The organism is Geomonas silvestris, from assembly GCF_014193515.1.
GTDB classification, from domain to species: domain Bacteria; phylum Desulfobacterota; class Desulfuromonadia; order Geobacterales; family Geobacteraceae; genus Geomonas; species Geomonas silvestris.
Genome location: NZ_BLXX01000018.1, coordinates 12461 through 25926, shown reverse-complemented (window position 1 = coordinate 25926; position 13466 = coordinate 12461). Strand labels below are relative to the sequence as shown.

15 protein-coding genes are annotated in these 13466 nt (G+C 65.9%); 8 read left to right on the top strand and 7 right to left on the bottom strand.

The window, feature by feature from the left end; translation table 11 throughout:
• Positions 1-59 precede the first annotated feature (59 nt).
• Positions 60-257: a ferredoxin gene (locus GMST_RS20060; protein ID WP_183356493.1), complete on the bottom strand. Its 198-nt coding sequence runs from the start codon at positions 255-257 to the stop codon at positions 60-62.
• Between the two features lie 386 nt (positions 258-643).
• Between GMST_RS20060 and GMST_RS20055 the strand changes: the two genes are divergently transcribed.
• The 5 genes from GMST_RS20055 (at position 644) to GMST_RS20035 (ending at position 5640) form a co-directional block, all read left to right on the top strand.
• Positions 644-1468: an alpha/beta fold hydrolase gene (locus GMST_RS20055; RefSeq protein ID WP_183356492.1), complete on the top strand. Its 825-nt coding sequence runs from the start codon at positions 644-646 to the stop codon at positions 1466-1468.
• Positions 1469-1708: 240 nt separating this feature from the next.
• The gene (locus GMST_RS20050; protein WP_183356491.1) at positions 1709-2986 is read left to right on the top strand and encodes an SAM-dependent methyltransferase; all 1278 of its coding nucleotides are present in this window, start codon (positions 1709-1711) and stop codon (positions 2984-2986) included.
• Positions 2973-4106, top strand: coding sequence for an NAD(P)/FAD-dependent oxidoreductase (locus GMST_RS20045; RefSeq protein ID WP_183356490.1), 1134 nt, complete (start codon positions 2973-2975; stop codon positions 4104-4106). Before GMST_RS20050 ends, GMST_RS20045 begins: the two co-directional genes overlap by 14 nt.
• Positions 4107-4194: 88 nt before the next feature.
• Positions 4195-5079: an SDR family oxidoreductase gene (locus GMST_RS20040; protein ID WP_183356489.1), complete on the top strand. Its 885-nt coding sequence runs from the start codon at positions 4195-4197 to the stop codon at positions 5077-5079.
• Between the two features lie 18 nt (positions 5080-5097).
• Positions 5098-5640: a hypothetical protein gene (locus GMST_RS20035; RefSeq protein ID WP_183356488.1), complete on the top strand. Its 543-nt coding sequence runs from the start codon at positions 5098-5100 to the stop codon at positions 5638-5640.
• Between the two features lie 30 nt (positions 5641-5670).
• On the opposite strand, the gene arsS is transcribed toward GMST_RS20035, so the two are convergent.
• Both arsS and GMST_RS20025 read right to left on the bottom strand, forming a co-directional pair.
• Positions 5671-6633, bottom strand: a complete 963-nt coding sequence (gene arsS / locus GMST_RS20030; protein ID WP_183356487.1) for an arsenosugar biosynthesis radical SAM (seleno)protein ArsS — start codon at positions 6631-6633, stop codon at positions 5671-5673.
• A gap of 15 nt (positions 6634-6648) precedes the next feature.
• On the bottom strand, positions 6649-6981 hold the full coding sequence (locus tag GMST_RS20025; protein ID WP_183356486.1) for an arsenosugar biosynthesis-associated peroxidase-like protein: 333 nt from the start codon (positions 6979-6981) through the stop codon (positions 6649-6651).
• Between the two features lie 402 nt (positions 6982-7383).
• Between GMST_RS20025 and GMST_RS20020 the strand changes: the two genes are divergently transcribed.
• The 3 genes from GMST_RS20020 to GMST_RS20010 are packed head-to-tail and all read left to right on the top strand — an operon-like array spanning position 7384 to position 9750.
• Positions 7384-7803, top strand: coding sequence for a QcrA and Rieske domain-containing protein (locus GMST_RS20020; RefSeq protein ID WP_183356485.1), 420 nt, complete (start codon positions 7384-7386; stop codon positions 7801-7803).
• Positions 7804-7828: 25 nt separating this feature from the next.
• Entirely contained in the window at positions 7829-8935 is a 1107-nt protein-coding gene (locus GMST_RS20015) for a cytochrome b (protein ID WP_183356484.1), read from the top strand.
• Positions 8932-9750: a multiheme c-type cytochrome gene (locus GMST_RS20010; protein ID WP_183356483.1), complete on the top strand. Its 819-nt coding sequence runs from the start codon at positions 8932-8934 to the stop codon at positions 9748-9750. Before GMST_RS20015 ends, GMST_RS20010 begins: the two co-directional genes overlap by 4 nt.
• A gap of 91 nt (positions 9751-9841) precedes the next feature.
• On the opposite strand, the gene GMST_RS20005 is transcribed toward GMST_RS20010, so the two are convergent.
• From GMST_RS20005 to GMST_RS19990, 4 genes are read right to left on the bottom strand one after another with little or no spacing between them, the layout of a single operon-like run.
• Positions 9842-10480 (bottom strand): GNAT family N-acetyltransferase, encoded by a 639-nt coding sequence (locus tag GMST_RS20005; protein ID WP_183356482.1) that lies wholly within the window; start codon positions 10478-10480, stop codon positions 9842-9844.
• A gap of 37 nt (positions 10481-10517) precedes the next feature.
• On the bottom strand, positions 10518-10811 hold the full coding sequence (locus tag GMST_RS20000; protein ID WP_183356481.1) for an acyl carrier protein: 294 nt from the start codon (positions 10809-10811) through the stop codon (positions 10518-10520).
• A gap of 30 nt (positions 10812-10841) precedes the next feature.
• Positions 10842-11837, bottom strand: coding sequence for an NAD(+) synthase (gene nadE / locus GMST_RS19995; RefSeq protein ID WP_183356480.1), 996 nt, complete (start codon positions 11835-11837; stop codon positions 10842-10844).
• Entirely contained in the window at positions 11834-13456 is a 1623-nt protein-coding gene (locus GMST_RS19990) for a class I adenylate-forming enzyme family protein (RefSeq protein ID WP_183356479.1), read from the bottom strand. The genes nadE and GMST_RS19990 overlap by 4 nt, the downstream gene beginning before the upstream one ends.
• Between the last annotated feature and the right edge of the window lie 10 nt (positions 13457-13466).

Sequence of the window (13466 nt, the reverse complement as noted above, 5' to 3'; positions counted from 1 at the left end):
CAGTTCGTTCTGGGCCGGCCCAGGCCCGCCGTTTCGGGAATGGTCCTGGCTCGTTGGGGCTACTCCTCGAGCCAGCTTATGCAGGAGACCGGACAGAGATCGATGGCCTGGCTCTGGATCTCCGCCTCGCTGGCCCCGGCCGGATCGTAGCACTCCGCCTTGCGGTGCGAGTCGAAGCGGAACACCTGCGGGCAATTGGTCTTGCAGATGCCGCAGCTTATGCATTCGTCCTTGTTAACCCATGGTTTTCGTGCCATGACCTGGGTCCCCCTTTCTCCGCCCTGCCGCCACCACTTGACCGCCGTGACTCCCTGCGCTATGGTGGTGCCGGTTCACTGGCGGCCACGCTGGCGCCGCAGCTCGAACCTGCCGCGGTGCTCAGTCATTCTGAAGACTTCAGCATATAGGCAAATGTTCTGCCGTCAACTAAAAAGGACTGTTTTTTTCTGCTCATCGGACAGTCCCGCTACTCATAAAGCACCTTTGTTCCTGGCTGTTTTGTTGCTAGTGGCAAACCCGTCTGCACCTTATGCCCTTTTCATTCAGGTCCCCCTTTGCGTCACGCTGTCGGCGTGAGGGCCAGGTTCAGAGGGCGAAAACCTGGAAGCACCACGAGCGCGCGGCAGCAACAGAGGAGTCTTAAATGCAAGGATCCTTTCCCGCCTACTACAGTGTCGGCTCCGGTACCGCGGTGGTTCTGCTGCACTGCACCCTCAGCTCCAAGAACCAGTGGCGCGCGCTGACCGGAATGCTCGAAAAACAGTACCGGGTGATCGCGGTCGACCTGTACGGCTACGGTGAGACGGAGATGCCCGAGCAGACCGAGGACTACACCCTTTTGACCGAGGCCGAGCTGGTGGACCGGCTGCTTGGGCGCCTGCTGGCTCCCGAGGAACGCTTTCACCTGGTCGGGCACTCCTACGGCGGCGCCGTTGCCCTCCGTTTCGCCTACCAGTTCCCCGCCCGGGTGCGCACCCTCACGGTCTTCGAGCCGGTCGCCTTCCACCTGCTCGAGCCCGGCGACCCGGGTGCGACCCCGGTCCAGGAGATGATGACCGAGCTGGCCAGGCTGCTTCGGGAAGGGGAGCGCGCCGGCGCGGCGGCGACCTTCCTCGACTACTGGAGCGCGCCGGGATCGTTCGCCAACTTCCCCCCCCGGGTGCAGCAGGATTTCGCCCGCAGAACCGACAAGCTCGCCCTCGACTTCCAGGCGCTCACCCGGACTCCGCTCACCCTGGAGGACTACAGTCGCCTCACCATGCCGGTCACCGTGCTCGCCGGAACCCAGAGCCCGCTCCCCGCGCAGCGCGTGGCCCGGGAACTGGCCAGCCGGCTACCGACCTGCCGGCTGCAGTTCGTGGAGACCGGGCACATGGGGCCGGTGAGCCACCCGGAGCTGGTGAACCCGCTCATCGCGGCAAGCCTCACCCGCGACGCCGCGGCCCCCCAGGCAAGCGCCTCGCTCTGAACGGTTCCCGCTTCCCCCCCCCGCTCCCCAGTCCCCGCTCCCCGGCGCCCCGCCGGCCTCGGCCTTCTCCCCCCGACCCGTTTTCATTGACGAAACTTAGCTCGCGCTAAACGGCACCCGAAGGACCGACACCCGCAGATCCTTCACTGCCGGCCTTGCGCGCCCACCCCTTGACTTTTTAAGAAAATCCCAGAAAATCATTAACTACCCCTCACACCACTCCAATTAGAAGGAGCTGCCATGAAGAGTGCCAAGGCGTGCGGTGTCTGCCCGGACACCCCCTATACCGAAACGGTCGCCGGATCAGGTCCGGTGTTCGAGGTGGACCGCTGGTTGCTGCGCAGCTTTTTAAAGGGCATGGGCTCCCCCCTCATCGGGGTGAGGCTGTGGGACGGCGACTGGGCGTCGGGGGGGCCGGAGGCGGCGAACCAGCTCGTGATCAGGAGCAGGCGCTCGCTTTGGAGGCTCGTGGTCAACCCGCTTCTTTGCTTCGGCGACGACTTCAGTGCGGGAACCCTGGAGGTGGAGGGGGACCTGGTGGGGTTTCTCGAGGAGGTCTACCGCGCGCTGGCTAAGCCTGGGGAGCTGCGGCGCCGCTACGGGCGCCTGTCGCGCCTGAGCAGGTCCTGGTGGGGCAACACCCTTTCGGGTTCGCGCGAGAACGTCCAGCACCACTACGACCTGGGCAACGACTTCTACCGGCTCTGGCTGGACGACGAGATGCTCTACACCTGCGCCTACTTCCCGGCCCCCTCGGTGACCCTGGAGCAGGCCCAGAGCGCCAAGATGGAACTGATCTGCCGCAAGCTGCGCCTCAAGGGGGGCGAGCGCGTGGTGGAGGCCGGCTGCGGCTGGGGGGGGATGGCACGCTACATGGCCAAAAACTACGGGGCACGGGTGCGGGCCTTCAACATCTCCGGCGAACAGGTCGCCTACGCCCGGGAGCGCGCACGCCGGGAGGGGATCACCGGGGTCGAGTACCTGGAGGACGACTACCGCAACATCTCGGGCGAGTGCGACGCCTTCGTCTCGGTGGGGATGCTGGAACACGTGGGCCCCAGCAACTACCGCAGGCTGGGGGGGGTGATCGACCGGGTGCTCTCCCGAAGCGGCGTGGGGCTCATCCACAGTATCGGGCAGGACGTGGCCCAGCCGATGAGCGACTGGCTTGAGAAGCGGATCTTCCCCGGCAGCTACACCCCCACCCCGCGGGAGATGATGGAGATCTTCGAGCCGTGGGGGTTGAGCGTCCTCGACCTGGAGAACCTGCGCCTGCACTACGCGAGCACCCTCAGGCACTGGCTTAGGCGGTTCGAGGCGCACCAGGCAGAGGTGGAAAAGAAGTTCGACGCCAACTTCGCGAGGGCCTGGCGTTTGTACCTGTGCGGCTCCATCGCCAGTTTCGAGACCGGGACCCTGCAGCTTTACCAGGTACTCTTCTCGCGCCAGGGGAACAACGAGGTTCCCTGGACCCGCCAGCACCTCATGGACCCGGGAAGCCGCCATGGAACAGTGTGAAGTCCTCATCGTGGGGGGCGGCCCCGCCGGCGCCACCTGCGCGCGGGTGCTGGCCCACTGGGGGATCTCGGTCCTGCTCATGGACCGCGACGAGTTCCCCCGCGACAAGCCCTGCGCCGGCTGGATCACCCCGAGCGTCCTGGAAACCCTGCGCATCGACCCCGCCCAGTACCGCAAGGGGAGGGAACTCCAGGAGATCCGGGAGTTCCACACCGGCGTCATGTTCGGCAGGCAAAACCGCTACGACTTCGGCACCCCGGTAAGCTACGCCATCAGGCGCCGGGAGTTCGACCACTACCTCCTCCTGCACAGCAAAAGCCGCAACATCCTGGGGGAAGAGGTGCGCAGCCTGGAGCGGACCCCGGACGGCTGGCTGGTCAACGACAGGATCCGGGCCCGGCTGGTGGTGGGAGCAGGCGGCCACCACTGCCCGGTTGCCCGGATTCTCGGGGCGCAGCCCGCCCGGGAGCAGCCGATCGCCGCCGTGGTGGCCGAGTTCGAGCTGGACCCGGGCGAGCAGGCGGCCTTCCCCCTCCCCCCCGGACATACCTCGCTCTCCTTCCTGGACGACGTGAGGGGGTACGGCTGGCTGGTGCGCAAGGGAGCGCACCTCAACGTGGGGCTCGGAGTCCTGGGGGGGACGCAGGTGCGCGGACGGCTCGATGCCTACCTGGAGCACCTTAGGAGAACCGGCGCCCTCCCCGGCACCGGCCCCCTCCCCTTCAAGGGGCACGCCTATCTCCCCTTCCGGGGAGTCGCCGGACGCAGGATCGTCGGCGACCGCGCGCTGGTGATCGGCGACGCTGCGGGGCTTGCCTACCCCGAAAGCGGCGAAGGGATCCTCCCGGCGGTGGAGTCCGCCATCCTGGCCGCCCAGACCATCCTCTGCGCCTCGGCGGATTACCGGCCGCGCTGGCTCGAGCCCTACGCCGCTGCGGTGGCGGAGCGCTTTGGCGGGGCCGGAAGCGCGGCTGGCCGCATGGCCCTGCCGGCCCCGGTGCAGCGCCTGGGGACCCGGCTTTTGCTGGGCACCCCCTGGCTTACCCGCCACCTGGTGCTGGATCGCTGGTTCCTGCACCGCGAGCAGCGCCCCCTGGTGCCGCGGGCCCTGCCGGAGTAGCCGGGTTCCCCCGCCCCTCACGGCGCACGCACCAAAGGGATCGTCGTTCGCCCACAACCCTTCCACAGGACTCCCAAGGAGGCGCACCATGTTCCGCCCCGCTCCCGACAGCCAACTGGCCGGCCGGATCTGCCTGGTCACCGGGGCCACCTCCGGGGTGGGGCGGGCCACCGCGCTTGCCCTGGCCCGCCGGGGAGCCACGCTGGTCATAGGGGCGCGCAACCCGGCGAAGGCCCGGGCCACCGTGGCGGCCCTCCGGCGCCAAAGCGGCAACACCTCGATCGAGGCGCTTTTGGCCGACCTCTCGGTGCAAGGGGAGATCCACCGGCTGGCCCGGGAGTTCCGCGAGCGCTACGGACGCCTGGACGTGCTGGTCAACAACGCGGGAGCCCGGTTCCTGGAGCGGCGCCTTTCCGCGGACGGCATCGAGATGACCTTCGCCCTGAACCACTTAGGCTACTTCATCCTGACCAACCTGCTGCTCAAGGAGCTCCTGACGGGGGCGCCCGGGCGCGTGGTGAACGTCGCCTCGGAGGCGCACCGGCTCTGCGGAGGGATCGACTTCGAGGACCTGCAGGGGGAGAGGGAGTACCAGGGGAAGGCCGCCTACGCCCAGTCCAAGCTCGCCAACCTGCTGTTCAGCTACGAACTGGCCCGGCAGCTCGACGGCACCGGCGTCGCGGTGAACGCGGTGCACCCCGGCAACGTCTTGAGCGGTTTTTCCAGAAACAACGGGTGGCTCAGCTGGCTGCGGCACCTGGCGGGGTCGCTCGCGGCGGGGGAGTTGCGGCTGCCGGGGCGCGCGGCGCAGGGCCCGATCTACCTGGCGAGCGCCCCGGAAGCGGCGCGGGTCAGCGGCAGATACTTCGTCGACGCTGCGGAGCACCAGTCGTCCGAGGCCTCCCGCGAGGGGGCCGCCGCCAAACGTCTGTGGGAGGTGAGCCTCAGGCTCACCAAGTTAGCCAAGGGGTGACACCCGGGAGGAAACGACATGAAAAAAGCCGCAGCCCTGTCCCTTGCAGCCACGGCGCAGCTGGTGGTTGTGCTCACGGCAGCGGGCGCCCCGGCGCCCTACTTCCCCTACCAGACTATCGAGAAGTACTACAACGCGCCGCTAAACGAGCCGCCGGCGCCGGCGCCGCCAGCGGCGGCTCCCCCACCCGCACCACCCGAGGCAAAGCGCCCGCAGCCGCCTCCCCGCCCCCTCCAGCTACCCGGCCAGCCCCCCCCCATCAAGGGGGCGCCGGAATTCCTCTTCCCCGCGAAGCTCGGGTTCGGGGTGGCAGTCGGGGTCCCCTACGACCTCGTCTACCTCGACAAGACCTACTACTACTGGTCCAACGGTATCTGGCACCGCTCGTCCAGCTACCGGGGCCCCTGGACCAGGGTGGGGTACGCCGAGCTCCCCGCGGAACTGCGCAAGCAGCCGCTCTCCATGATACGCGCCCAGCGCAACGCCGAGTTCGAGAGCTACTTCAAAAATCGCGACAGCTACTCAGGGAGGCTGTTCAGCCCGGACCAGGAAGGAAAATGATGGTCTAACCTAGACCACGATGCTCCCCCCTCAGGTGAAGCCGGCTCCGGCGGTACAGGCGTAGCAGTGCTCCCCCACGGCAACCCGGCTTCCCGGTGCGGGGAGCACCTCGAGCTCGGCGACCAGCCGGGGCCCGTCCAGAAGCGGCAGCCCCGCCGCCAGGTTGAAGTCGCAGTCGTAAAGGCGCCCCTGCCAGTCCACCGAGAGCTGACTGCGGCACATGAGCCCGGTAAGGCTCGCCGGGTTGAAGGCCCCCTCCAGGGTCGCAAGATACCCTTCCAGGTTCCCGGAGCGCTCCAGGAAGCTTCTGAAGCGCCCCAAGGGGACGTTCGCGAAGCTGTACAGGGCGTTGAAGCTGATGCCGTAGCGGCGCCAGAGGTCGTCCCTGAATTTCCTCTCCATCCCCCGTTGCCCGGCCGGCAGAAAGGCCCCCGCCGGGTTCGACACCAGGTCCAGTTCCAGAGCGCTCCCCTCCCGCCCATACCCCAGCTCGTTCAGGCGTCTCAGCACGGCAAGGCTCACCTCCCAGACACCGGTGCCGCGCTGTGCCTCGGTCTGCTTCAGGTTGCTCGCCGGCAGTGAGGCGACCAGCACCACCTTGAGCTCGCGGTAGAGCCTCGCCAGCTCCTCGCCCCGCTCCCCGGCTAAGGCCACCAGGTTAGTGCGCAGCACCAGCCGCCCGGTAAGCGGCGCCAGGGGCCGGATCAGGTAATCTAGATCCGGCACCAGTTCCGGCGCGCCTCCGGTGATGTCGATGCTCGCAAATCTCGCGCTCCGGGCCAGTGCGATCACTGCGTCCATGACCGGGCGCTCCATCACCTCGCTGCGCCTGGGCCCCGCCTCCAGGTGGCAGTGCCCGCAGCTTAGGTCGCAGCGCAGCCCCACGTTCACCTGCAGCGAGACGGTGCGCTCCCGGCGCAACTCAAGCCCCAGCCGCGCCAGCCTCTCGGCAAACGGCTCGCACCCCACCTTGTTCCTCCGCTCCTCGCTCATCGGACTCCCTTGCCGCTACAGCGACAGTTTCTCGGCGATCTTGCGCATCTGGACCCCGTGCACCAGCGACGCCCCGCCCCTGATGGCGGTCGCCACGTGCAGGGCCTCGGTCATCTCGCCTAGGTTGGACCCCTTCTCGAGGCAGGCCCGGGTGTAGGCGTCGATGCAGTAGGGGCACTGCACGGTATGCGCCACCGCCAGGGCGATGAGCGCCTTCTCCCGCTCGCTCAGCTCCCCTTCCGCGAAGACCGCGCCGTAGTAGTCGAAAAACTTCCCGGCAAGCTCCGGGACATCCTTGCCGATCTCGGCGAATTTCCCCAGGTCACTGGGATCGTAATAGCTCTGCATAGGTCACTCCTCGAGATGATCGGGTTCCAGAACCGGCCGAGGGACTCGGGCGGCCGGGTGGTGTGGCAGGATAACGGATTTGCCCGGCTCCGTAAAGCCCTCTCCTCACCCCTGCCGGCATGGCGGCCGGCAGCCTTACTGTTGGATTACGATGAGCCTGAAAGGATTTAGGCTGAATGTCGTGTCAGCAAAGAAGACAACCGAATCGATGGTTTCAGGCTGACTCTGGGTCTACCCCTCTTAATTTTGCCGTGTGCCAAAAGAAGATACTCAGCAGTCTCGGATTTGTGACTGTGCTCATTCACGTAGATTCTCAAAAAGGGGATTCACATTTCGACTTGAAATACCGAGAACAGCAACTATACTTGAGCCCAATTTGCACAAGCCAATCCGGGAGGACGCATGGAAAATAATGGCAGGAGAAAATTTCTCGGAGTGTGCCTGGCAGGAGCCTCGGCCGCCGCTGCAGCCGCCGCGGTGTACCCGGTGTTCCGCTACCTGGCCCCGCGCTCGGACCAGCAGGGTTCCAACAAGGTCGAGTTCGCCGAAAGCGACCTCCCCGCCGGCGAGGCCAAGTTCTTCGAGTACGCCGGCTCCTCCGCGGTACTCGTGAAGACCTCGGCCGGCGCCGTAGTGGCCCTCTCCGCGGTCTGCACCCACCTTGGGTGCATCGTGCAGTGGGAAAAGGACAAACAGGACTTCCTCTGCCCCTGCCATGCCGGCCGCTACACCCCCGACGGCACTGTGGTCTCCGGCCCGCCCCCCAGACCCCTCGCCAAGATTCCCGTCTCCGTCGCCAACGGAAAGATCACTGTCGGGTAACTCCTGACCTGCCAACGGAGGTTCCATGGCCCTGATAAAAAGGCTGTACAACTGGCTCGACCTGCGCATCGGTGCCAAAGAGATCGTCGAGCAGGAGCTCACCGGCTACCTGCTGCCGAGAAACATCAACGAGTGGTACTCGCTGGGGAGTGTGCTCCTGGTGATCTTCACCCTGCAGGTGGTGACCGGCCTGCTCCTCTTGGTGTACTACGTCCCCGATGCCGAGAAGGCCTTCAAGAGCGTGACCTACATCATGAACGAGCTCCCCTACGGCTGGCTGATCCGGCTCTGCCACGCAGTCGGCTCGAACATGATGGTCGCGGTGCTCATCATGCACATGCTCTCCACCTTGTTCATGAAAAGCTACAAGAGCCCACGGGAATTGAACTGGCTCACCGGGTTTTTGCTCTTCACCCTGGTGCAGGGGATCTCGCTCACCGGCTACCTGCTCCCCTGGAGCCAGCTCTCCTTCTGGGCCACCACCGTGGCCACCAACTCGGCAGCAGCGATCCCCGTGGTCGGCCCCTACTTGGTGGAGTTCCTGCGCGGCAGCAAGCTGGTCGGCCCCGCCACCCTGGGACGCTTCTTCGCCCTGCACGTCGGGGTGATCCCCGCGGTGATCGCGGGGCTCATCGGCGCCCACCTGTTCTGCCTGAAGCGGACCGGAATCTCGACCCCTCCCTTCGGCGACCAGGTCGAGACCGGCTCCCATTGGAACCCGGAGCACTACCGCTACGAGAGCCATCCCGGCGGGATCCCGTTCTTCCCCAACTACGCCCTGCAGGACCTTACCTCGATCGGCGTCTACTTCGCGGTGTTTTTGGCGGTGGTCTTCTTCGCCCCCAACCTGCTGTTCACCCCGGACGCCTTCATACCGGCCAACGCCTTCCAGACCCCGGCCCACATCAAGCCGGAGTGGTACTTCCTGGCCAACTACCAGACGCTCAAGATCTTCCCCAGCGAACTGCTCGGCCTCTCAGTGCAGGCCGCCGCGATGACCTTCTTGGCACTGCTGCCGTTTATCGACCGCTCTCCCGAACGCAACCCCTTCAAGCGGCCGTTGTTCCTGGTCTGCTTCTTTGGCGGGTTCCTACTCTGGGTCGGACTTTCCGTATGGGGGCACTACTCATGATGATGCGAATCACGTTCCCACGCACCCTCTTCGTCACCGCCGCACTCCTGCTGGGCATGGGCGCGAGCTGCGGCCCGGCCCGCGCCGAACAGCCCGAAACGGTCTGCATCCAGTGCCACGGCTCCCTCCCCGACCGTCTCGGCGCCCCCGTGAAGCTCTGGCGCACCAGCGTGCACGCCGAAAACGGCATCTCCTGCAACGCCTGCCACGGCGGTGACCCCAAGGACGCCGCCGACGCGATGAACCGCTCGCGCGGCTTTCTGGGAGCCCCCAAGGAGGCCGAGATACCTGCCTTCTGCGGGCGCTGCCACCCGGGGGTCCTCAAGGACTACCTGGCGAGCGCCCACGGCCGCGCCCTGGGCAAGGGGGGCCCCACCTGCGTGACCTGCCACACCAACCACGCCGTGCAGCGGGCCTCGCTCACCCTCATAAACGAGAAGAGCTGCAGCCGCTGCCACAGCTTCGAGCGGGCCCGGGTGATCCGTGACGCCATGCAGCAGACCGAGGGGTCCATCGTCAGCATCGACCGCAGGATCAAGACCTACCAGTCCCAGGGGGTCGACACCGAGCGGCTGGGCAAGAGCCTCTTCGCGGTGCGCAACAGATTCCACTCGCTGTTCCACGAGGTGAACGTAGCCAAGGTGCAGGGGGAATCGGCCCAGATCAACGCCGAGCTCGGCAAGCTCAACCGCGACCTGAAGGTCATCGAGGATACCCGAGCCAAGCGCAAGATGGCGGGGGGGATCGTGGTCGCCGGGGCACTTTTACTCGCGGTCCTGTTCCACCTCTTGAAGAAGACCTACGACGAGAAGTAAGGCGTTTTTTTAAGTCCCGGATACAAAAGAGCGGCTTTATCTTCCCAGAAGGTAAAGCCGCTCGTGTTTGCCAGTGCCAACCGTCCCGCCTCTACAGATCCCGCCAGACCCTCCCCAGCACCTTGTACTCCGGCATCATCCGGGTGATCTTGAACCCCATCTTGATGAACTCGTTCAGCGAGACGATCCGGTCCTTCCTGATGTAGCAGACCGCCGAGCGGTACCCCTGACTGCGCGCTAGGCCCAGGAGCTTTCGGGTCCCCTGCTGCAGGCACCCCAGCCCACGGAACGGGACGAAGGTGAAGACGTTCTCCACCATGACCTGGCTCTCCTTGAGGGGGTAGAACTTGCTGCGGTACTTCCTCTCGATCAGGTCGTTTTGCTCCGGGTAGATGAGGGTCTGCATGTAGGCGACCTGGCCGTCGCGCCGCATCACGTAACAGTTCTTAAAGCCGCTTTCGTAAAAGTGCAGGTAGCCGAGGACGTCCCGCTTCTCCGCCGGGGTGAGGCTTGCCAGGCTCTCCAGGATCTTTTCGATGTCGGACGGGGCGATCGGCTCCAGGGCAAGTTTGGCCCCGACGGCCGGGGTTTCGGGCTCGGGCTCCATCAGGTTTTTCCTCAGCACGAAATAGTGATCCAGGGAGAACACCCGGGAACCCAATAGTTTCAGCGAGTTGGATGGACCCAACTCCCTGAGGATGTGCCAGTTGTTGATCCCTGCCGAGCTCATATCTCCTGCCCCTTTCCCCCACTGGCGCCTGACGCGGTCAGGCCGGTTCCGGCACCAGCGCCTGCGCCGTCGCCTGTCCCGTGCCGGGTGCCGCCTGTTTGCTACGCACGAACGTTGCTACCTTCCCGATGGAGTCGAGGTTGTCCGGAATCAACTCGGCGTCCTCGATGCTGATCAGGTACCTCTCCTGTAAAAACGATACCAGCTGCAGGATTCCGGTGGAGTCCACGATCCCCTCCTGGAGAAACGAGCTGTCGTCCCTTAGCCCGCCATCTTCTCCGAAGAGAAAGGTATCGACGATGAACTGCCTGATTTCCTCCTGAAGGCTCATGTCTGTTTCCTCCCTTGGTTCGCGGCCAACTCACTCCTCCTGCCACTCCACCCGATCCACCAGAAGCGGCGGCAGGTGCAGGTAGCGTGTGGTGGCGCGCTTGACGTCGATGTCCCGGTAAACCAGCTCGACCTGCTGTTCGGTAAGCCCCAGCGCCGCTGCCACCTCGCGGGCCGCCACCTCGTGGTTCTTGCCGAAAAGGCAGAGGTCCATCTGGTCGAAGGGGAGTGCAAAGTAGAACTCGTCCTGCCCCTGGGCGAGCGAGTAGGTGTCGGTCGTGGGTCGGCGGCTCCGGACCTCCTCGGGGATGCCGAGGTACTCCGCCACCTGGTACACCTGGGTCTTGTAGAGGTGCGCGATCGGTTTGAGATCCGCGGCCCCGTCCCCCAGCTTCACGAAGAACCCCTGGTCGTACTCCAGGCGGTTCGGCGTCCCGGCTACCGCGTAGTGCAGCCGGTCTGCATGGTAGTACTCCAGCATCTTCCTGATGCGCTGCTTGAAGTTGGTCGCCGCCACGATCTCCAGGTAGGGCTTGAAGGGGAGCCGCATCTTCAGCTGCGCGCCGTCCGGGGCCTGCACCACGATGGAGAAGGCGGTGATGCTGGCGCTGGCCGTGATGCCGCTCGTGACGATCTTCGATTTCCACCCCGAAGCGTACTCGGGAACCACCTGGCGCACGGCATCCTCGTACTTGCGGTAGAAGCCGACCGATTCAAGGGTGGCCGAGATCTCCTCGCGGACCGTCGGGATCCCCAGGGTGCGGGCCACGCTGCTGCTGAGCCTTAGGCTCTCCTCGGCAGAGTGGCGCTCCGGCATCTCCAGGCCGAGTACCCGCTCCGGCCCGAGTGCGCGGGCGGCCAGGGCCGCGGTGACGCTGGAGTCGATCCCGCCCGAGAGGCCAACCACCAGGCCGCGCCGCTTGACCTGCGACAGCATCAGTTCACGGATGCGCCGGCAGATGCGGTCTGCCTCGAGCTCGGGGTTGAGGTGCAAAAGGTGACGGGAGAAAGGGGTGCTGCCGTTCATGGACGTACCTCCTCGCCTGAGGTTCCGGGTTGCGGGGGTGCGGGCCGCTCGCTGCCGGCGTCGGCGCCCGGGGAGTGAAAGAGGGCCAGGCAGCCGGGGCGGTCCACCTTGCTGCTGGGGTATTTGGGGAGCGCCTGGACGAACCGGACCTCGCCGGGGAGCTTGTGGCGCGGCAGCCGGTCCAGGCAGCCGGCCAGGAGGGTCCCCGCCGTGGTAGCCGGGTCAAGCGGTACCGCCAGGGCCACCAGTCGTTTGCCCAGTAGTTCGTCCTGCACCCCGAGCACCGCAACCTCGAGGAGCAGTCCGCTCGCCATCAGGGCGTCCTCGATCTCCTGCGGGTCGATCCGGTGCCCGCCGACCTTGAGCAGGTCGTCCTTACGGCCGGTGACGTAGAGGTAGCCGTCTGCGTCCTGGTATCCCAGGTCGCCGGTGTGGTAGCCGTTGTGGTCCAGGGCCCGCGCGGTCGCCTCGCGGTCGCGCCAGTACCCCTGCATGATGTTGGCGCCGGACGCGACAAGTTCCCCCGACTCCCCCCTGGCAACCTCGCGCCCCTGGTCGTCAACCACCCGGATGGTGACCCCGGGAATCGGCCGGCCGATCGATTCCATTTTTTCCCTGAGCCGCTCCGGCTCCACATAGCTCAGCCGCGCCGCGGCCTCGGTCGCCCCGTACATGACGAAAAGCCGGGTGTGCGGCGGCAGCGCCTCGATGAGCTGCTCCTTGATCTGCCGCGACATGTGACCTCCGGCCTGGGTGCAGTAGCGCAATTCGGAGAGCCGGTCCCGGAAGGCCGCCAGAGGCGAGCGGTGCAACAGGTAGGCATAGGTCGCGGGGACCCCGGAAAAGCCGGTTACTCTCTCGGAGGCCATCTGGGCGATCACCGAGGCGGGGTAGGCGAAGTTGTTGTTCAGGACCACCGTTCCCCCCACCGCGACGTGCGTGTTCAAAAGCGACTTCCCCATCACGTAGAAAAACGGCAGCACCACCATCTGGATGTCCTGCTCAGTCAATCCGAGGTAGGCCACGATCGAGTCGGTGTTGGCAACGATGTTGCGATGCGACAGCATCACCCCTTTGGGTTTTCCCGTGGAACCCGAGGTGTAGATGATGCTCGCCAGCCGGTCGGGGCTGCCGCACTGGCCCGGGTCCTCCGTCCCACCCTGCTCCAGGGCATCCTCCCAAGGAAGTATCCGGGCGTGCCCCCCGCTCCAGGCAAGGGCCGGGTCCTGCACCAGGACCAGAGAAATCCCCAGTCGGTCCGGGTCACTCTCCCTGAGGGCGTGCTCCGCTTTCCGGCTCACGATCACCATCCGCGGTTCCAGGTCCCGCAGGAGTTCTCCCAGCCCCTCGGCCTTGAGTTCCGGGTTGAGCGGCACGGCGACCGCTCCTGCCTTCAGTATCCCGTAGTAGCTCACCACGTAGCAAAGGCTGTTCTCCAAAAGCAGCGCCACGCGCTCGCCTGCAGTCACCCCCTGCTGCCGCAGGAAACTTGCCAGGCAGTTTGCCTCCTGGTTCAGCCTGCCATAGCTTACCCGCTCGCTGTCGTGAATGAGCGCGGTGCGCTGAGGGTGCAGCCGCGCACTGTTCTCGAGCAGGTGGTGTACTGATCTTTCGCCCATGACGAAACCT